This is a genomic window from Achromobacter sp. D7-1, from assembly GCF_059760445.1.
Genome location: NZ_JCBAMT010000053.1, coordinates 28,265 through 47,802, shown reverse-complemented (window position 1 = coordinate 47,802; position 19,538 = coordinate 28,265). Strand labels below are relative to the sequence as shown.

The window sequence follows — 19,538 nt, the reverse complement described above, 5'->3', positions numbered from 1 at the left end:
CACCGGCCCCGCCATCCCCCCTCCCTGCCCCAAAGGGCCCGGACCCCGCCCCTCCGCCGGCGTAAATGCACCTCCGTCCAGAGTCATCATCATCCCTGTCGGGGGGGGGCGGGCGCGCCCCGCCCGCCGATGTGGAGAGGCGCGACGCCTACCGGTTGACCAGGCTCTTCGGCACGCGATACACCAGCACCGCCCCGATCAGCGCGAAGCTGGCGAGGAAATACATGCCCCAGTCGGTCGAACCGGTCAGGTCCTTGATCCAACCGATCGCGTACGGGCTGACAAAGGCCGCCAGCCCAGCGAACGAATTGATCCCGGCAATGCCCGCCGCCGCGCTCTTGCCTTCCAGGAACGCCGTCGGCAGGCTCCAGAACAGCGGCGAGCACACCATGCAACCGGCGGCCGCCACCGACAGCATGGCCACGGCCAACATCGGGTTATGGCTGAACAGCGTGCTCAGCGCAAGGCCCGTCCCGCCCACCAGAAAGGGCACGATCATGTGCCAGCGGCGCTCCCGCGTCGCGTCCGAATGGCGGCACACCAGCACCATCGAGATCACCGCGCATATGTTCGGCACCGCCGTCAGCAGGCCGATGTCCAGCAGCGACACCACGCCGGTGGAGCGGATCACCGACGGGATCCAGAACGCCAGGCCGGACAGGCTGGACACCGTGCAATAGCAGATCAGCGCCATATGAACCACGCGCCGGTCCTTGAGCAGCGTCAGCATCGACACGTGTTCGGTCTTGGCGGTCTTCTCGCGCAGCAGATTCTGGCCCAGCCGCGACTTCTCTGTGGTCGACAGCCAGCGCGCGTCATCGATGCGGTCATCCAGGTACCAGAACACCGCCAGGCCCAACAGCACCGAAGGGATCGCCTCGATGATGAACATCCATTGCCAACCAGCGAGACCATGCGTGTCATGGAAGGATTCCATCACCCAGCCCGACAGCGGCCCGCCCAGGATGCCGGCGAACGGCACCGCCGTCATGAACACCGCCACGATCTGGCCGCGCCGGTTCGACGGAAACCAATAGGTCAGGTACAGGATGATGCCGGGATAGAAGCCGGCCTCGGCCGCCCCCAGCAGGAAGCGCAGGATGTAGAACTGGGTCGGCGTCTGCGTCAGGGCCATGGCGGCCGAGATGATGCCCCACAGGATCATGATGCGCGCCAGCGTCTTCTTCGCGCCGATGCGGTGCATCAGCACATTGCTCGGCACCTCGAACAAGAAATAGCCGATGAAGAAAATGCCCGCGCCCAGGCCGTACACCGTTTCGCTGAACTTCAGATCGTCCAGCATCTGCAGCTTGGCAAAGCCTACGTTCACCCGGTCCAGAAACGCCGCGATGTAGCACACCATCAAAAAAGGCAGCAGCCGCCACGCCACCTTCCGATACAGCGCGTCATCCCGCGCCGCCAGGGGATCCTTGTCTGCGGCAACCGGAGGCGCCGCAATACTCTCGACTGACTGGTCCATATTTTCACCTTGGGGTCTGTTTTTTTAGGCCGAACGCTCCCCTGCAGGCGCTCGGGGCGTCCGCATGCTGTTTTTTATGGGAAGGAAACGTCCGGACCGGTTATGCGGCCAGCCTGCCGGCCGGCCACGCTGGTCGCGCCGCAGGTCAGGCGGTTGCCGCCGCCTCCAGCGCAGGTTCCACCGCGCCTCTGCGTTCCGTGATCAGGCCGTAAGCCTCGGGACGCCGGTGCCGGTCGAAATTGAAAGTCGTGCTCTTGTAGGACAGGCACAGGTCCAGGTCGCAGCGCGCGATCGCCAGCTCATCGCCCTTGGTCGAGCAGGCGGCCACGATCTCGCCCGACGGCGCGATGATGCAGCTGCCGCCTATCATCTCGCAGCCCTCTTCCTTGCCGGCCTTGGCCACGCCCACCACCCAGGTGCCGTTCTGATAGGCGCCCGCCTGCATCACCAGGTGGTTGTGGAACATGGACAGGTCGTCATGCTCGGGCGCCGGCGGATTGTGCACCGGCGTGTTGTAGCCGAGCAGAATCATTTCCGCGCCTTGCAGACCCATCACGCGATAGGTCTCGGACCAGCGGCGGTCGTTGCACAAGGCCATGCCCATCACGCCGCCAAAGCCCCGCCAGACATCGAACGACTCGCCTGGCTCGAAATAGTGCTTCTCCAGATGCTGGAATGCGCGCCACGGCTCATGCTCGGCATGCCCAGGCAAATGCACCTTGCGGTACTTGCCGATGATTTCGCCGTTCTGGTTCACCAGGATCGACGTGTTGAAGCGGCGCTTGACGCCCTGCTCCACCGCCAGCTCCGCATAGCCCAGGTAAAAGCCTATGCCCAGCTTGCGCGCGGTCTCGAACAGCACCCGGGTCTGCGGACCGGGCATCTCGCTTTCATAGAACGCGTCGATCTCGGCCGGATCTTCCATGTACCAGCGCGGAAAGAAAGTCGTCAGCGCCAGTTCCGGAAAAACCACCAGCTGGCAGCCCATGGCATGGGCCTGGCGCAGATGCGCGAGCAGACGCTCGACGACGTCGCGACGCGTGTCGCTACGCTGAATCGGCCCAAGCTGCGCGGCCGCGACATTGATGATGCGTGACATGTTCAGTCTCCTACGGTTTCATTGTTCTGCGAGTTCGAGCATCAGCTCCAGCAACACGCCGGCGCCCGCCTCGATATCCTGGTCATGCGTGAATTCGGCGACGTTGTGCGACAGCCCGCCCACGCTGGGAACAAACACCATGCCCGTCGGGCACATGCGCGCCAGCATCTGGGCATCGTGCCCGGCGCCGCTGGGCAGCCGCCGCACGCGGTGCCCGCGGCTACGCGCGATGTCCTCGACCCGGCCGACGATGGCCTCGTCGAACGCCACCGGCGCAAAATCGGCCAGCACCCGATGGCTCAGCTCCACCCCTTCGTCCGCCGCTGCCTGCGCCGCGTACTTCATGCAGCGCGCAATCGCCTCCTGCAAGGCCGCGCCGTCGGTGTTGCGCAGGTCCAGCGTGAAGGTGGCGCGGTTGGGGATGACATTGATCAGGTTGGGAAACAGATTGACCTGGCCAACAGTCGCCAGTTGCCCCGCCCCCAATTCGACGGTCAGATCCCGTGCAAAGCACGCGATGCGCGCCGCCACGATGCCGGCGTCATGGCGCAACGCCATTGGCGTGGTGCCGGCATGGTTGGACACGCCGCGCACGGTGAACTCGATCCAGTGGATGCCCTGCACCCCGGTCACCGCACCGATGGTGTAGTCCTCATGCTCCAGCACCGGCCCCTGTTCCACATGCAGCTCGACAAAGGCATGCACCTCGTTATTGCCTACCGGGGCCGTCCCGGCATAGCCGATGCGGGCCAGGTTCTCGCCCACCGTGGTGCCGTCTATACCGACCGTGGCCAGCGCATCCGTCAGCGCCAAGTCGCCCTGGAACACCAGGCTGCCCATCATGTCCGGCGCAAAGCGCGCGCCTTCCTCGTTGGTGAAGAACGCCACCGCTATCGGCCTTTCAGTGACCACGCTCGCGTCGTTCAAGGCCGCGACCACTTCCAGCCCGGCCAACACCCCCAGGTTGCCGTCATAGCGGCCGCCGGTGCGCACCGTGTCGATGTGCGACCCCGTCATCACGGGCGGACCGGCCTTGCGCCCTGCCCGCAAGCCCACCACGTTGCCTATGCCGTCCACCGTCACGGTCAGGCCCAGTTCGCGCATCCACTGCACCACCAGATCGCGCCCCTGCCGGTCCGCGTCCGTCAGCGCCAGGCGGCAGACGCCGCCGCCCTCGATGGCGCCGACCTGCGCCAGGTCGGCAATGCGGCGCAACAGGCGGGCGCCGTCGATCCGCACGGCCTCGCGGCTGGCCTCAAGCGTGGCGCCAGTCATGCCACAGCCTCGGCTTCGACTTCGGCGGCGCTCCGGCCGACGATGCGTTGATACAGTTCCGGGTCGGTCGCCCCTTCGCTGCCGAACACCAGCACGCGGCTACCTGCGTCCAGGCCCAGCGCATCACGCACTGCCGGGTCGGCCAGCGCAGCAAGACAACCGGTCAGCCCAGCGACGGCCGATTCGCCAGCCACGATGGGCGCGTCGCCATACTTGCCGCCCGCCAATAGACGCACCGTCTCCAGCGCGGCCTCGTCGTCAACCGTCAGGAAAGCCTGCGCGCCGGGATGCAGCACCTCCCACGCCAGCAGCGACACTTCCCCGCAGGCCAGCCCGGCCATCACGGTATCCAGATCGCCGTGCACCGCCACCGGCTTGCCGGCGCGGGCGCTCTCGTACAGGCAGGCCGCCTTGTCCGGCTCCACCACGATGAAGCGCGGACGGCGCTCGCCCAGCTGCTCCCAGAAATGCGCGCAGACCGCGGCAGCCAGCCCGCCCACGCCGCCTTGCAGGAACACGTGCGTCGGCAACTCGCCATCGCCCGCCTCGCGCAGCTGGCGCAATGCCTCGTCGGCCATCACGGCGTACCCCTGCATCACGTCCTTGGGCACCTCCATATAGCCGGGATACGAGGTATCCGACACCACATAACGTCCGAGCCGAGCCGCGTCTTCCGCCGCCTGCCGCACCGAATCGTCGTAATTTCCAGGCGTGCGCACAACCTGCGCGCCATATTGCTCAATCGCCCGCTTGCGCCCTTCGCTAACGGTCGCGTGGATGTAGATCACGCATAGGCAGCCAAAACGTTGCGCGCCCCAGGCGACAGAACGGCCATGGTTGCCATCGGTCGCGCAGGTCACCGTCATGGCCTGGGTCAGTTCCCGATAGCGGCCGGACAGCAAATCCTCGACCGACAGATCGTCACGTCCCAGCTTGGCCGCCAATTCCCGCAGCAATTGGCGGCTGACGGCATAGGCGCCGCCCAGGGCCTTGAAGCTGCCCAGCCCGAAGCGGCCGCCCTCATCCTTGTACCGGATGCCCGCCACGCCCACGGCCCGGGCCAGCCCCGACAAATCCCGCAACGGTGTCGGCTGATAGCCGGGCCAGCGGCGGATCTGCGTCTCGGCAAGCACATAGGCCTGGCCACCCAGCACGTCGAGTTGCCGTTGGCCATAAGGCGCGGCCGGCTCAAAAGCCGGGTTGGGCACGTACTGCAGCCGGATGTTCGGAATGGGATGGTTCAAGTCAGTCTCCTCTTGGAATTCAGCGATGCAAGTCGCCGTAGTGTTCGTGCAGGCGTTCTATGTTCTGCAGACGTTCGCGCGCGGTAGGTCCAAGCTTGCGGGCCAAGGCCGAGCACAGATGATTGATGACGCTGGTGGCGGCGACGTAGGAATCGAACACGGCCGCGCCGCTGTTCACGCATCGCAATACCAGGTCCGAGCGCGCGGGCAATTCGGTGGCGGTCGGATCGGTCAGCACCACGACCTTCGCGCCTACCCGGTTCGCGTGTTCGACGATGGGCTTGAGCAGCGTGACGCGACGCCGGAAATCCATCACCAGCAGCACGTCGTCAGGCCCCAGGTCGGCCAGATCCTCGGCCAGGTTCAAACCCGCACCCGGCACCAACGCAACGCCGTCGCGCAGCTGCGTCAGCAAGGCCCAGGCGTACTGCGCCAGCACCCGGCCATTGCGAAAGCCTGCGATGCAGATGCGGCGAGCGCCGGCGAACAGCTCGATGGCCCGCTCCACGTCGCGGCTGTCCAGGCGCTCAAAGGTCTGCGCCAGGTTCTGCAAGTCCGTGGCCAGATGCTCCGCTAGCGCGTCGCCCGTCGCGTCCGGCGGGCGCACGCCCGCCATCTCGTACAGCGGCGACCCACGATCCGCCTCGTCGCGCGCCTGCGCCCGCACCTCGTTGAAATTTTCGTAGCCCAGGCGCCGGAAGAACCGCCCCGCCGTGGCCTTGGACACGCCCGCCTTCTGCGCCAGTTCGGCGCCCGAATAGGCCGCGATATTGCCCAGGCACTCCAGGGTCACGCTGGCCAGCCGCTGCTCGCTGTCCGTGAAGCTGTCCTGCAGCGCGAGGATGCGCTCCTGCAACACCGAAGTCATGATGATCCCGTCTATGAAACTGTAGTTTCACAAATATATATTCATGAAACTACAGTGTCAACGCAAAAATCGGATCGTCGCGCAGCGGCGAATGCCCGCGGAAATCTGGACGCCTGGAAAGAAATTCGATGAGCGGGCGTCAAGGCCATGGCGGCCCTGCATGCGCAAGAACGCGCACAGCGTCCTATAACGGCAACACCTCACGCCGGCCGCATCCGCTCCCCGTCACAGCCCGCCATGGCTGGTCTATCATGGCTTTTTCGACGAGTTGTTGTAAGGAGCGTTACATGATCCGAAAGCTGATCCCTTTCCTGCTGGTCGCCAGCCTGACCGCATGCGCCAACACCGGCGCCCCGCGTTCATCCAGTGCGCCGGCGGCCTCCAGCTCCTCCGGCAGCGCGTCCTCCTCTGACGCCGGGACCAGCACGTACGGCGGCTCGTCCTATGGCTCGTCGTCCTCCATGGGCGGCGGCAAGACCTGCGACGCCGCGGCGCTGCAATCCCAGATCGGCCAAAAGGCCACCGCATCCGTCATGGAAGAACTGCGCACCCGCAGCGGCAGCACCACGGCCCGCATGCTGCGTCCGGGCCAATTGGTCACGATGGAGTACAACGCTACGCGCTTGAACCTGATCGTTGACGATAAGGACGTCATGACCGCCATCCGCTGCGGCTGATGCCTCGCGGGGGTCGGCCCGGCCGGCCTCGCGCTACGCCTCTGGCGGTCTGACCGCCGGCGGCACATGGGGCAGGAACGCCCCCGCCACCTCGAAAGCGCATTCCTCGCGCGCGATATCGATCACCCGGGCCACCACCGGGTTGACGATGTTCTTCTTGTGCACCGCGTAGTAATTGATCGTGGGCAGGTCGGGTTGCACATTCAAGCGGCATAGCGCGCCACGCTCCACCAGCGGCGCGAAATACGCGCCCGGCAGATAGCTGATGCCCAGGCCCAGCATCGTCAGCTGCGCCATCATTCCCAGGCTGTTGCAGGTCAGCACACGTTTGACCGGCAGGCCCTGTTCCGCGAACCAGGCATCGTACAGATGCGACAAGGCCGAATTGGTAGGCTGCGAGATCACCGGATACGGCGCCAGGTCCTGCGGCGTCAGCTGCGCGGAAAAGTCGATATCCAGCGCCGGACTGGCCATCCAGACATTGGTGACCGCGCCCAGGTGGACGCAATCATATTGATAACCCCAGAACGGCCCCGGCATGATGGCCAGATCCAGCTCGTCCTGCTCCAGCCTTTCGTACAGCGTGATGCCGCCGTCGATCTCCGGCATCAATTGCACGCGTGGATAGCGCAGGCTGATCTGGCTGATCAGCCGCGCCAGCCAGGTCATGCCCACCAGTTCCGTCACGCCCAGCCGCACCACGCCTTCGAAGCTGGCCGGATCGGCCATGTTCTGCACGATGCGGCTGTTCAGGTCCAACATCTCGCGCGCCAGCTCGTACAGCTTGCGGCCCTGCGGGGTCATGATCAGCTTCTTGGCGCGGCGCTCGAACAGCGGCGCGCCGGCAAAGGCTTCCAGTTCGCCCACCCGTTTGGCGACCGCCGACTGGGTGGTGTGCAACTTGCGGGAAGACGCGCTGAAGCTGCCCAGCTGGGAACTCCAGTAGAAAGCCTCTAACTGTTTGAGGGTGTACATCGCGGCGGTCGATGCGAAACGCATGGAAACCCTCACCTTACCATCATGGCAACGCCCGCCGTCCGGCCTCAGCCGCGCGGATGCAGGATGTCCGCCAGGAAGCGCTGCGCGCGCGGATGCGAGGGCGCGCTGAAGAAACGCTCGGGCGTGTCCATCTCCAGGATCTCGCCCGCGTCCATGAAGACCACCCGGTCGCACACATCGCGCGCGAAGCCCATTTCGTGCGTCACGCACACCATGGTCATGCCGTCCTTGGCCAGGCCCTTCATCACTTGCAGCACCTCGCCCACCATCTCCGGATCGAGCGCGCTGGTCGGTTCGTCGAACAGCATCACCGGCGGCTGCAAGGCCAGCGCCCGGGCAATCGCCACGCGCTGCTGCTGGCCACCCGACAGCGAGCCCGGATAGGCGTCGATCTTGTGCTCCAGCCCCACCCGCTCCAGCAACCCGCGCGCCAGCTCCACGGCTTGCTTGCGCGGTTGCTTGCGGATGCTGACGGGCGCAAAGATCACGTTCTCCAGCACGCTCATGTGCGGGAACAGATTGAACTGCTGGAACACGAAACCGATCTTCTGGCGCAGCGCGTTCAAGTCCGCTCCCTTGGCATAGATGTCCTTGCCGTCGATCAGGATGCGCCCTTTCTCGATCGGCTCCAGCCGGTTGATGGTGCGGATCATGGTGGACTTGCCCGAACCCGACGGACCGCAAACCACCAACACCTCGCCGCGCGCCACCGAAAGATCCACGTCCTTCAGCACGTGATGCGCGCCGTACCACTTGTTCACTTTTTCTAGATTGATCATGTTTAGTTCCTTCAAGCCATGGCGCGCGAGCGGCGGATACGCAGGTCCAGCCAGCTCAGCCCGCGGCTCAGGCTGAAGCACACCAGGAAATAAATGATGGCCAGGATGCCGAAGACCTGCAGCGGCTTGGTCAGCACCAGGTTGTTGACCTGGTTGGCCGCGAAAGTCAGCTCGTTGACGCTGATGACATAGCCCAGCGAAGTCTCCTTGATGGTGGAGACGAACTGGCTGGTCATGCTGGGCAGCACATTGAACAGCGCCTGCGGCAGCACTACCCGCCGCATCGTGGTCCAGTAGCCCACGCCCAGCGAACGCGACGCTTCGATCTGACCGCGCGGCACCGCCTCGATACCCGAGCGGATCACTTCCGACAGATAGGCGCTTTCATAGACCACCAGCGCAAAGATCAGCGTCCAGAAGCCGCTGATCACCTGCCCGGTCAGCTTGGGCACCACGAAGTAGGCCCAGAAGATCAGCATCAGCAGCGGCATGCCGCGCACCACGTTGACCAGCGCCTTGCTGGCCGTACGCAGCCAGCCATAGGGGCTGACCCGGGCCAGCGCGATCAAGAGCGCCAGCGGCAGCGACAAAGCCAGGCCGCAGGCGGCCAAGATCAGCGTCAGCGCCAGTCCGCCCAGCGGTCCGTTGGGGTATTGGCCAACCAGCAGCGTCGGCCAGTATTGAGACAGGAGATCAAGCACCGTGGCCTCCCCGGTTCAAGCGATAGCGGTCATAGATGCGCGATCCGATGAGCATGATGAGGAACGATCCCAACAGGTACATGATCGTGGCGGCGCCAAAAGTGGCGAAGGTGCGGTAGGTCTCGTTTTCGATCTCGCGGGCCTGGTAGGTCAGCTCCATCACACCGATGGCCATGGCCACGCTGGTGTTCTTGAACAGCAGCAGCGCGCGCCCCACCAGCGGCGGAATCGAAATCCGCACCGCCTGCGGCACGATCACGAAGCGCATGCATTGCAGATAGCTGGCGCCCAGCGCGCGGGCGGCCTCGAACTGCGTAAAGGGAATGGCGCGCAAACCGCTGCGGATGTCCTCGGCGATATACGCCGCCGACCCCAGCGCCAGCGCGATCGCCGCCAGCGACATCTCGGCGTTGTGCTGGTACAGCCACATGCGGAAACCCTCGGGCAGCAGCTCGGGCATGCCGAAATACCAGAACAGCACCTGCACCAGCAGCGGCACGTTGCGGTGGTATTCCACATAGGCGTCGACCAGCCAGCGACAAGGCGCCAGATTGGTCGCGCGCACCACCACCAGCGTCACCGCAATGGCAAAGGCCATGACCCAGGCAACCAGGAACAGCTGCACGGTCACGGCCATGCCGCTCAACAGCAGCTGGTATTGGGAAGCGTCAAGTAGGCTCATAAAACAATCAATCTCCTGCTAGCGCGAGGCCCAGACCAAACGTCACGGGTCCCGGTCGCCCGCTGGATGCGGCGCCGGAACCCGTGACGAGGGACTCGCGATGGTGCTTAACCCGACCTCAGCCCGCAATCGGACCGATCTTGAAGCCGCGTTCCAGCTTGTACGGCGTCTCGGGACCGAACCACTTATCGAACAGCTTGGCGGCCACGCCCGAGGCTTCGGCCTCATCCAGCGCCTGGTTCACCGTTTCCAGGAAACGCGGTTCGGACTTGCGCACGCCCAGGCCCCAAGGCTCGTCGAACACCGACTTGGCGATCACGCTGACGGGCGCGGTCGGCGGGCTTTGCAGCACCAGGCGCACCAGCACCAGCTCGGAAGCGAACTGCGCGTCCACCTTCTTCTGCTGCAAGGCCAGATAGGTAGCCGAGCTGTCGCCATAGCCAATCACCTGCGACTTGTCCAGGATGCGCTTGATCTCGCGTTCCGAGCTGGAACCCTTGGTCGCGCCGATGCGGCGGCCGTTCAGCGCTTCCACCGTGTCCAGCCCCGAATCCTTGCGCACCAGCAGCTTCTGCGGGCTGACGTAATAGGCATGGCTGAAGCCGATCTGCTGCGCCCGGTCCGGCGAATAACCCAGGTTGGCCGCCAGGATGTCGACCCGTCCTTCATTCAGTTCCGGCACCCGCGCCGCCACCGACAGCAGCTTGTAGCTGATCTTCACGCCCAGCTTGTCCGCGACCAGCTTGCACACGTCCACGTCATAACCCACCAGCTGGCGCGTCGCGCCATCCTGGAAGCTGAACGGCTGCGACGTGCCCAGCGTGCCGCAGATCAACTCGCCGCGCGCCTTGATGTCATCCACCTGGTCGGCCTGGGCGACGGCGCCCAGGGCCAGCGTCGCCAGGCCCAGGCAGGCGGCGAAAAGAGTGTGACGTTTCATGCTTGATTCCCCTTGTATGGTTGTATGGTGAACTGACTGCTTAGCCCGGCCTCAGGCCAGCTTGGCGCAAGCTTCCCGGATGGCCGAGCAGCCCTGCTTGATATCGTCCATCGAAGCCGCGAACGACAACCTGAACGTGCCCGGCGCGCCATAGGCATGGCCGTCGATAACGGCCACGCCCGCTTCGCGCAGCAGATAGTGCGTCAGGTCGGTATCGGTCGCGATCACGTCGCCCGCCGGCGTCTTCTTGCCCAGCAGACCCGAGCAGTCCGGGAACACATAGAACGCGCCCTGCGGCACGACGATCTCCAGACCCGGCGTGCCCGACAGCTCCGCAATCGCCAGATCGCGGCGCTGGCGGAACACCTGGGCAAACTCGGCCACGCAATCCTGCGGACCCGACAAGGCCTCCAGCGCCGCCGCCTGGCTCACGGACGAGGCGCCCGACGTGCTCTGCGATTGCAGAATCGCCATCGCCTTGATCAGCTCGTCAGGACCCGCGCCGTAACCGATGCGCCAGCCCGTCATGGCATAGGCCTTGGACACGCCATTGACCACCAGCGTGCGCGCCGCCAGTTCCGGCGCGACCTGCAGCGGATGCACCGTCGGTTCGCCAGTGAAATTCAGGCGGGCGTAGATATCGTCCGTCATCAGCCATACATGCGGATGGCGCTTCAGCACCTCGGCCAGGCCGCGCAGCTCGTCCGCACTATAGACCGAGCCCGTGGGGTTGCTGGGCGCATTCATCATCAGCCACTTGGTGCGCGGCGTAATGGCGCGTTCCAGCGCCTCGGGCGTGACCTTGTAGCCAGTCGCCGGCGAGGTCTCCACCGCCACCGGCACGCCGCCGTTGACCAGCACCATGTCCGGGTACGACACCCAGAACGGCGCGGGGATCAGCACCTCGTCGCCATCGTTCAGCGTGGCGGCCAGGCCATTGAAGATCACCTGCTTGGCGCCCGTGCTGACGATGATGCGCCCCACGGGATAGTCGACGCCGGTCGCTTCCAGCAAATGCTGAGCGGCGGCGCGGCGCAGTGCCACGGTGCCCTGGGCCGGCGGGTACTTGGTTTCGCCGCGGTTCATGGCGGCGGTGGCTGCCAGGCGGATGTGTTCGGGTGTCGAGAAATCTGGCTCGCCGATGGTCAGGTCGATGATGCGGCGGCCTTGTTCGCGCAGTTCGGCGATGATGGCGCGCGCGGCCACGCTGGGCGACAGTTTGATGCGCTTGATGCGGTCGGCGACGATGCTGGGGGGTTGCGGGGTTTGGGTCACGGTTTGGCTCAGGTTTTGGCTCATTTCGCGGCTCCCGTCTTCTCGGCCAGGGTCTTTTCCAGCCAGGGCTTGGTGTAGGTGCCGGCGCGCAGCTTCTCCTTCGCCACGGCCTCGTCGGCTTCCTTCTTCTGCGCCAGAGCCAGCACAGCCACGGCATGCTCGGCGGGAATCACCACCACGCCATCGGCGTCGCCCACCACCACGTCGCCCGGGTTGACCACCTGGCCGCCCACCGACACCGGCACATTGATCTCGCCCGGGCCGTCCTTGTACGGGCCTTTGTGCGACACGGCGCGCGCATAGCAGCCGAACTCGCCCTGCGCGAACACATCCAGGTCGCGCACCGCGCCATCAATCACAAAACCTTCGATGCCGCGCGACTGCGCATCCATCATCATCAGCTCGCCCACCAGCGCGTTGCTGGTATCGCCCGCGCCGTCGACGACGATCACGTCGCTCGCGCCACCCAGCGAAATCGCCTTGTGGATCATCAGGTTGTCACCCGGGCGAGTCTTGACGGTGAGCGCCAGGCCCACCGTGCGGCGAGCGCCGGCGTGCAGCGGACGCAGCCCGCTGACGCCGTACAGGCGGTTCATGCAGTCGCTGATCTGGGCCGAGCCGATGCTGGCGAAGCCGGCAAGCACGTCGGCCGAAACGGCCGGGCCGGAACGGGGAAGAATGCGGTATCCGATGGGATTCATGAGGAAGTCTGGGGTAGATGCGTGAACGGCGTTAAGCGAACACGCATTACAAGGCCCCAGGGGGTGTTCCTCAAAACGATATAAATTCCCAGTGATTCAGGAATTTTATTCGTGGATTTTGGATTTAGGGGTTATCCCTTATTCGTGCTTGGGCGGTTGGGCGCTGCCGTTGGGGCTGCGCGCCTCCGCCAACGCCACTGTCGGAAGGAGAAAGTGATGTCCGCGTCGGCCTCGGCGTCAACTGCCCCGTCGAGACCGCGAAAACTCCAGGCGGACACAATTTCGTCGGTGCTACTGGACCGACGCCGGCGCGTCGTGCGACGCACCGTCCTCATCCCGGTTGTCCTCATCGTGCAGCGCTTGTTCCAACATAGCGTCGGTCAAAGTGACCACATGCTCGCAAAGGCCCTCCACTCCCCCCATCAACGCAGATACCGCCCACGCGTCCAGCGGCGGCGAACCCGTTGCGTCAGGTTCAGACGCGCTGTTGCCGACCATGCGGGCGATGGTCTGGATGGCGTAGCGGGCACGATCAATCTGGTGGAGATGGGAAAGGGAAATTGGGCCGGATTCGCGGTCGGTGTCTAGGGACCAGGGGTTTTGAGTCAGGGAATGGTGCAGCATGGAGCTGCCTCCTATAGCGGTGAGTAAGGCCGCGTGCGTTGCGGCTATCCGCCTATAGCTTTCCGGCTTCCAAGCCGGACTACCGGTTGGGTGGTAGTGGAGGGAGTATATGGCGCGGAACGAAGATGGTGCTGGTGGGAGGGACAATTCTGCGGTGGATACCGCCCAGTAAACCAGATGCTGCTTTCGACCCGGAGTGGAAATTTCGGCTCACTAAATCTACGACTGCTTTGCAGCGATCGCGGCTGGCGACCATCAGCAAGTGAACCCGCACTGAATCGCGCAGAGCAGTCGTCGGCCCCCCGCCAATCTCGGTATCCAGTGAATCCGTAGTGTAACCGTCAAGTAGCCATGGTCACTCCAACGCGCTCAATGCCGCTCGATATCCGGGTACGACAACGATGGGTCATACGAGCCGTGGCGCTCTCGACCAAAGTCAAACTCGTATAGTGTGACAGGCTTCAAGACTTGAACATGGCGGCCGAGGAAGAACGTAAAGGCGTTCGGCGCGGCCACGAAGAGGTGCACGCGCTCCATCAAATGGGCGAGGTCCGACTCGCGATCGCTCTTGAGCCGATCCACCAGCGACTCAGCCAATTGATTCGCGTGCGCCCCACATGCGACAACGCTCTGTCCACTAGCGACACTGAGCCTTGCAACTAGCAAGCGCCGAATGCCGGGCAAGTTCTGCGTCGCATACTGGCGCACCATGGGCACAGTGTCGCGCGTCAGGCTCACTGCGCATGCCGTCCCTTGACCCTCGGCGGAGATGAGTTCCTCGTCGAACACCCAAGTGGGCCACGAAGGTGTGGGTGGCTGGTCGGTCGGAGACCAGATGACGCGCATCGGCGAGCGCTGCACGATCTCGGTGACACGACCGGACTTGGTATCGAGCACCGCGCCGGCAGCGAACGCGATCGTCGCGTGTGCGTCGATCGCTAGCTGCAGGTGCCCATCGCTTGCAGGCAGACCGAGCAGGAACTCCTTCAGGCGGGGCTGCAGCGAGGTCTTCCACGCCTCGGTGTCTCGGATGAAGCGGTCATCGAACGCCGGTACCATATTCAGCGTGTCTTCGCATACAAGTTCGAGCCGATCGGACGCATGCTCGAAGGTTTTCACGCCGTACATGCGCGTTGACGTCTCCGGCGTTGCGAGCAAGCCCTCGTCGCCACACTTTTCCCGAAACGTCCTGCGGTCGAACTCGGTCCTCCGCTGGCCAACCCATTCGAAGATGTTGCCGTCGTAGATCGTGCTGCTCGAGTTCGAGGCCGGTCGTTTCAACCCCGCGATCCTGCAGACAATGTCCAGCCGATCACGCAACATATCTAGGGAATCGCTGGTGTGCGCTAGCCCGAGCGCCATGCCAAGGTTTCGCAGTTCTGTTTCGTCGATACTCAGGTGCTCCATCCACAGTTTGCGCAACTTGAACATGGCGCTGCGTTCCGTCTTGCCCGAGAACATCTCGTCGATGTTCAAGGTGAAGGACTTCATGCGCAGCAGAGCATGCAGTGGATCGTCGGCATGGGGGCGGTGGTTTGTCACCAACGACAGCTTCGTTGTCCGCCCCTCTGTCCGGTCATGTTGCAATGCGCTGTATGCGCGCTGCAACATCGAGGTGGCCTGCGCGTTGATGAACGCCGGCAGCGTCAAGTCCTCAGACGTGTAGTAGCCGCCCGTCGCATGCCACTTACATTGCATTCGCTCCACCAGAATCGGATCGCCAAACTGGTTTTTGGGCGCGCGAGCAGGATCATACTCCACACAGATATCGTCAAAACCGCGTGGACCTGTCTCAAACCCCACGCGCGCCACCTTGCCCTCCGGATCAAGGAGGTGCGCCGCGTACAACCAGAACATGCGCGCCTGAAACGTATCTCCATCGCGCCGCGTGACCACTGCCTGCGTCATCGAACGTACCCTTCCTTAGCTCAGAGGAAACATAGGACCAAAAAGCTCGCGCCACGTCTTGAGCGCTTCGCCGTTGCGCCCCTGGCGCACGTGGTTGATGGCGGCACCGGCCTGGCGGGCCGCCTCGTCGAGAGAGCGCCGCGCGTTCTGAATGCGTGTCGCGTCCATCGAAGCACTGATCGGTGGCCCCAAGCCCGCCGGGTCCGCCCAGGTCTCACCAATCCGCTGGGCAAGGGTAGCGAAGAAGGCCTGCATTTCCCGATCAAACTGGCCGCTCCAACCACCGTACAAGCAGTCGAGCGCCATGACCTCGATCAGGAACGAGGGCTTCACCGGCTTCTCGTCATGCTTCTTGTTGTTGTTCCAGTACTTGGCCATCCGCACCAGCCCTTTCCACTCGCTGCTGTAGGTACGATGTGCGTCCACGGCCTTGTCGGCGTGCCTCTCTGGATTGGTCTTGATCCAATTCCCAGTGTCACCATCGGCAATCTCGTAGTCATCGTCGCAGTCGAAGGCTGGCACGACATCGACGCTTAGGACCTTGTAGTCGGTCTTGTCCTCCTCCTTGATGTCCACACCAAAGTCGATGTTGATGGAGCGGCTCTGGCGACGCACAGCTTTCTCGCCATATTTCTCGACCAGCACTTCCCTGTACTTGTCCAGGATAACGCCGGCCGCCTTGTCACGGTAGTGCCGTTCGGCTTGTTTCATCACGAAGAAGATGTCGATATCCTTCAACGGTTTGGTCTTGGTGTAGCGGGCATACGAACCGGTCAGGAAGTCGCGATCGATAGCGAACTTCGTGCGCACAAACTCGCGAACCTCCGTATGCCTCGCGCTCGCGTTTTTCTGTTCTCGCTCGTTGAGTTCAAGCCTGGACTTGAATTTTCGGAATGCCTCATCGACGGTCAGCATCAGGATTTTCTCCAGTAAGTGGTATTGCCGCTCAAGCCGTTGTGCTCGATGGTAGTGCCCAGGCTTTGACGGACCATGCCATCAGTCGAACGCAGCGTACAGCTGCTCCAGCCTGGTACGTCAGGCCGACCCGACTTGCTGTGTACCGAAACGCGATAGGCGGCCTGCTCAGGGACAAGGCCGGCCTTCTGGAGGGCCCATTTCAGTTGTTCGGTATCGGTCCAGAAAGTGCCTGCCGACACGTCCCAGGTGTAAACGACCTCGATGTCCCACCTGAACAGCAGGCCGTCGGTCTTCGGGTCGAAGAGCTCGAGCGTCACACTTTCCAGATGGCGAGACTCGATCCAGGTGCTGAGACCATGCAGAAGAACAGCCCAATCGTCGATCAGCTTGGCAGGATCTAAGCCACTCAACCTGATGATGTCCTTCAAGCTCTTCAGAATGTTGTCGGCCACGTAGACGACCGATTGCGTATAAGAGAAGACTGCTACGGCACTCATGACTTCAGGAAGGTGTCAATGTTGAGGGAAAGCCCCTGGAAAGACGCAGCCGCATTCTCGGCCTCGCCTAATGTGGCCGATTGATCGCGCGCCGTGATCCGGGCGGTCTTGGCCTTAAGCGCCCGCTGCACCCACATGAGATCGTCCGCCGGGCAAGGCAGTGAGACCGACCAGTCGCCCTTTAGCGGGTCGAAGCCGACGGCGTCCTCCTTCGCGTCCGACCCGTCGATGGCGTCTTCGTCGTAGAGGCAATAGATCCTGGTCCTAGGGCCATCGCAGGTGACGACGATGGCGGCATCCTTAGGCGCGCGCTCGGCGATCATCGAGGCCGCAACGCCAGCGACCGACAGCAGTTCCGTCTTCGTAGAGCCTTCCCTACATTGTGTCAGCAGATCGACGATCAAGGCCCAGGTCTGGGCCGAGTCGCGATGTGGGGAACTGCGAATCACGCGGCTGACGACTGTGCTCATTGCGAACCTCCGTTGCTAGTACGAGCGGCCTTGGCACCCTTGGCAGCGTCGATCAGGTCGGTGATCTTCAACTGGCCCGGCGCGACGGCAACTTCCTTGCGCATAGTGAGCGCCGCCGCAACCGTTTTGCGGATGGCCCGGCCGTCGAGACCGACGACCTCACTCACCACAGCATTGAATTTTGCGCTGCTCGGCAGGTCGGCGATTGCAGGATAAGTTCTCGCCAAGCCGTCCAGGCACTCGCGCAAGATCTGTTCGCAGGCCGCTGCTCCCGGCATCGGGATCTCGAGTACCAGGTCGCACCTCGACGCGAACGCGGCATCGACCGCCTGAGGAAAGTTGCTGGTCGCGATGAACAGCAGGTTTGGGTGCGTCTCCGCTAGCGCATCAAGCTGAACCAGTACTGCATCGGTCGCGCGGTGAACATCGATGGGGTTCGCTTGCAAGCTCAGTTTGCTGCGATCGGCTGCAAGGGTTTCAACTTCGTCCAACAGGACGATGGTCGGGCCGGCGAGCGCGCTTTCAGCGATCGTCTGCGAGAAGAGGTCGGACACAGCCTTCTGCGTCTTGCCCATCATCGCGCTACCAAGGGCATGCGGATCGACTTCGAGCAACCGGAACCTACTCTTGTCGAACACTGCCGCGGCCTCCGCCGCGAGGCCCTTGGCCAGCGAGGTCTTCCCCGTGCCCGGTTTACCAATCAGCAGGATCGTGCCATGCAGCGGCAGAACGGTTCTCGCGACTTTGCTCCGTACCGTGAAGTTCACGATGGCCTGCGCGAGCAATTGGTCCTTGGTTTTCTTGTCGATCACGATCGACGACCACAGTTCACGCAGACTGGGGTCGGGTAGTTCGGTGATCCGGTGGATTCCTTTGGCGTTTTCTGAGGGCAGTGACATGGCTGGTAACAAGCGTTTAACGGTGCAATTGCGGCATTGCGCGCCCTCTGACTCCACTATGGAGCTCAGATAGTGCGACCACGTCTTCACAAGTCTAGATCGACTGCTTATAGCTAGCTTATCACATCATCAAAATGATTACTTAAATTCTCTTAAAGATTTTATAATCTAAGCAAGAGCGCGTATCATTCGCCTATGACTGAATTCCTATCTGGCCAAAGTGCCCAGCTACTAAACAGCCTATCCCGCGTGCAGCGCGAGAGGCTTTCCCACATCGATTTCATGCTGTACTTCCTCGGGGAACTGCGCCGCGCCGATGTCATCGCGCGGTTCGAAACAGGCCCCGCTGGCGCCACTAGAGATATCGCGCTGTATAAGGAGATCGCGCCTGAGAACATGGTGCTCGATGGCGCAACCAAGGCGTATCGGCCAGATGAGGCCTTTGTGCCTCTATTCGACCATGCGCCACGGCGTGTTCTGACGGCCCTGTCCCAGGGTTTCGGCGAAGGCATCGGTGATCAGTTGCACCCGATGGTTCGGTGTGAGATACCTGCCGCCCTCACCTTGCCGAAAATGTCCGTCCTGGCTCCAATCACCCGAGCCATTCATCGCGGCAAGGCCGTCCGTCTAGGCTACACATCGGTGGATACCGGCCGCACCGAGCGTGTGATCGTGCCACTGGCTCTAGTCGACGTTGGTCTGCGTTGGCACATTCGTGCCTATTGCCGTCTTCGACAAGAGTTTCGGGATTTCGTGCTCACGCGCATGGATAACCCGATGCTCATTGAGGATAGTCAAATGCAGCGTGAAGAATCGCCCGAACAAGACATTCAATGGAGCCGCATCATTGAGCTTGATCTGGTGCCTCATCCCTCGCACAAGCGGCCCGAGATCGTCGCGATGGACTACCCAATGGTTGATGGCGTCATGCGAGTGAAGGTTCGAGCTGCGAATGTGGGCTACATGCTGCGCAGATGGTCTGTCGACTGCTCACCCGACCATCGTCTGGAAGGGCTTGAGTACGTGCTGTGGTTGAAGGATCCACTGGCTTTGTATGGCGCGAGCAATGCGCAATTGGCGCCTGGTTATCAAGATCCAAAAGGAAAAGAGAAGTCTCGTCCAATTCAGGCGATGTAGCCGTCTCAAGGCCGACTTCGATTTAGTACTGACGCTATCAGCAACCAATAGAATTCAGAAAATCCTCGTGACCAGATCACTCATCCGAATCATGCTGCCCAGCCGTTGCTTGGATCCATTTCCGACAGGTCGTGGCAACACGCTAACAGACTTGAGCGAAATTGTAGTCTGACTACCTAAATCCCTTGGGGCAACGGCAGCCTAGTTTCGGGCGAACGACGCTGTACGAAGATGATGTCAAAGGAACAGTGGGCGGTGGATAAAGCTGTCCTTACGTTTCCCGTTTGACTTTCGTCATTGGCAATAACCTGAATGGCGGGCAACTGAACTGCAAACTAGCAGTCCCTGCTAATTCCAGTCCTTGA

20 protein-coding genes are annotated in these 19,538 nt (G+C 62.9%); 2 read left to right on the top strand and 18 right to left on the bottom strand.

The features are described from left to right. Positions 1 to 148: 148 nt before the first annotated feature. The 5 genes from AC6LKD_RS21205 to AC6LKD_RS21185 all read right to left on the bottom strand — a co-directional run bounded on the left by AC6LKD_RS21205 (position 149) and on the right by AC6LKD_RS21185 (position 5,966). The gene (locus AC6LKD_RS21205; protein WP_013394160.1) at positions 149 to 1,480 is read right to left on the bottom strand and encodes an MFS transporter; all 1,332 of its coding nucleotides are present in this window, start codon (positions 1,478 to 1,480) and stop codon (positions 149 to 151) included. Positions 1,481 to 1,625: 145 nt separating this feature from the next. Next, a complete protein-coding gene (locus AC6LKD_RS21200) occupies positions 1,626 to 2,579 on the bottom strand; it encodes an N-carbamoyl-D-amino-acid hydrolase (protein ID WP_498117368.1) in 954 nt (317 codons plus the stop codon). An 18-nt stretch (positions 2,580 to 2,597) separates the two neighbouring features. Continuing rightward, positions 2,598 to 3,854, bottom strand: coding sequence for a M20 family metallo-hydrolase (locus AC6LKD_RS21195; protein ID WP_498117367.1), 1,257 nt, complete (start codon positions 3,852 to 3,854; stop codon positions 2,598 to 2,600). Beyond that, complete coding sequence (locus AC6LKD_RS21190) at positions 3,851 to 5,098, bottom strand: diaminopropionate ammonia-lyase (protein ID WP_498117366.1); 1,248 nt, start codon at positions 5,096 to 5,098, stop codon at positions 3,851 to 3,853. The genes AC6LKD_RS21195 and AC6LKD_RS21190 overlap by 4 nt, the downstream gene beginning before the upstream one ends. Before the next feature lie 19 nt (positions 5,099 to 5,117). Continuing rightward, complete coding sequence (locus tag AC6LKD_RS21185; RefSeq protein ID WP_498117365.1) at positions 5,118 to 5,966, bottom strand: MurR/RpiR family transcriptional regulator; 849 nt, start codon at positions 5,964 to 5,966, stop codon at positions 5,118 to 5,120. A gap of 287 nt (positions 5,967 to 6,253) precedes the next feature. Here AC6LKD_RS21185 and AC6LKD_RS21180 point away from each other — a divergent pair, with 287 nt between their 5' ends. Further along, positions 6,254 to 6,643, top strand: a complete 390-nt coding sequence (locus AC6LKD_RS21180; protein WP_498117364.1) for an I78 family peptidase inhibitor — start codon at positions 6,254 to 6,256, stop codon at positions 6,641 to 6,643. Positions 6,644 to 6,676: 33 nt separating this feature from the next. On the opposite strand, the gene AC6LKD_RS21175 is transcribed toward AC6LKD_RS21180, so the two are convergent. The 13 genes from AC6LKD_RS21175 to AC6LKD_RS21115 all read right to left on the bottom strand — a co-directional run bounded on the left by AC6LKD_RS21175 (position 6,677) and on the right by AC6LKD_RS21115 (position 18,036). Further along, a complete protein-coding gene (locus AC6LKD_RS21175; protein WP_447068934.1) occupies positions 6,677 to 7,642 on the bottom strand; it encodes a LysR family transcriptional regulator in 966 nt (321 codons plus the stop codon). Between the two features lie 44 nt (positions 7,643 to 7,686). Beyond that, complete coding sequence (locus AC6LKD_RS21170) at positions 7,687 to 8,421, bottom strand: amino acid ABC transporter ATP-binding protein (RefSeq protein ID WP_013394167.1); 735 nt, start codon at positions 8,419 to 8,421, stop codon at positions 7,687 to 7,689. An 11-nt stretch (positions 8,422 to 8,432) separates the two neighbouring features. Next, a complete protein-coding gene (locus AC6LKD_RS21165) occupies positions 8,433 to 9,122 on the bottom strand; it encodes an amino acid ABC transporter permease (protein WP_013394168.1) in 690 nt (229 codons plus the stop codon). Further along, positions 9,115 to 9,804: an amino acid ABC transporter permease gene (locus AC6LKD_RS21160; protein WP_013394169.1), complete on the bottom strand. Its 690-nt coding sequence runs from the start codon at positions 9,802 to 9,804 to the stop codon at positions 9,115 to 9,117. Before AC6LKD_RS21160 ends, AC6LKD_RS21165 begins: the two co-directional genes overlap by 8 nt. 118 nt (positions 9,805 to 9,922) lie before the next feature. Next, positions 9,923 to 10,744, bottom strand: coding sequence for an ABC transporter substrate-binding protein (locus tag AC6LKD_RS21155; protein ID WP_498117363.1), 822 nt, complete (start codon positions 10,742 to 10,744; stop codon positions 9,923 to 9,925). Between the two features lie 51 nt (positions 10,745 to 10,795). Next, positions 10,796 to 12,043 carry an aminotransferase class I/II-fold pyridoxal phosphate-dependent enzyme gene (locus tag AC6LKD_RS21150; protein WP_498117362.1) on the bottom strand — a complete coding sequence of 416 codons (1,248 nt, stop codon included), beginning with the start codon at positions 12,041 to 12,043 and terminating at the stop codon, positions 10,796 to 10,798. Beyond that, on the bottom strand, positions 12,040 to 12,720 hold the full coding sequence (locus AC6LKD_RS21145) for an RraA family protein (RefSeq protein ID WP_498117361.1): 681 nt from the start codon (positions 12,718 to 12,720) through the stop codon (positions 12,040 to 12,042). The genes AC6LKD_RS21150 and AC6LKD_RS21145 overlap by 4 nt, the downstream gene beginning before the upstream one ends. 291 nt (positions 12,721 to 13,011) lie before the next feature. After that, positions 13,012 to 13,344 (bottom strand): hypothetical protein, encoded by a 333-nt coding sequence (locus AC6LKD_RS21140; RefSeq protein WP_498117360.1) that lies wholly within the window; start codon positions 13,342 to 13,344, stop codon positions 13,012 to 13,014. A gap of 369 nt (positions 13,345 to 13,713) precedes the next feature. After that, complete coding sequence (locus tag AC6LKD_RS21135) at positions 13,714 to 15,252, bottom strand: SAVED domain-containing protein (RefSeq protein ID WP_498117359.1); 1,539 nt, start codon at positions 15,250 to 15,252, stop codon at positions 13,714 to 13,716. A gap of 15 nt (positions 15,253 to 15,267) precedes the next feature. Continuing rightward, positions 15,268 to 16,167, bottom strand: coding sequence for a CBASS oligonucleotide cyclase (locus tag AC6LKD_RS21130; protein ID WP_498117358.1), 900 nt, complete (start codon positions 16,165 to 16,167; stop codon positions 15,268 to 15,270). Continuing rightward, complete coding sequence (locus AC6LKD_RS21125) at positions 16,167 to 16,667, bottom strand: HORMA domain containing protein (RefSeq protein ID WP_498117357.1); 501 nt, start codon at positions 16,665 to 16,667, stop codon at positions 16,167 to 16,169. Before AC6LKD_RS21125 ends, AC6LKD_RS21130 begins: the two co-directional genes overlap by 1 nt. Beyond that, a complete protein-coding gene (locus AC6LKD_RS21120; RefSeq protein WP_498117356.1) occupies positions 16,664 to 17,137 on the bottom strand; it encodes a CBASS system Cap8 protein in 474 nt (157 codons plus the stop codon). The genes AC6LKD_RS21125 and AC6LKD_RS21120 overlap by 4 nt, the downstream gene beginning before the upstream one ends. After that, positions 17,134 to 18,036: an AAA family ATPase gene (locus AC6LKD_RS21115; RefSeq protein WP_498117355.1), complete on the bottom strand. Its 903-nt coding sequence runs from the start codon at positions 18,034 to 18,036 to the stop codon at positions 17,134 to 17,136. Before AC6LKD_RS21115 ends, AC6LKD_RS21120 begins: the two co-directional genes overlap by 4 nt. Positions 18,037 to 18,231: 195 nt before the next feature. On the opposite strand from AC6LKD_RS21115, the gene AC6LKD_RS21110 reads away from it, so the two are divergent. Beyond that, the gene (locus AC6LKD_RS21110) at positions 18,232 to 19,173 is read left to right on the top strand and encodes a WYL domain-containing transcriptional regulator (protein ID WP_498117354.1); all 942 of its coding nucleotides are present in this window, start codon (positions 18,232 to 18,234) and stop codon (positions 19,171 to 19,173) included. Positions 19,174 to 19,538: the final 365 nt, after the last annotated feature.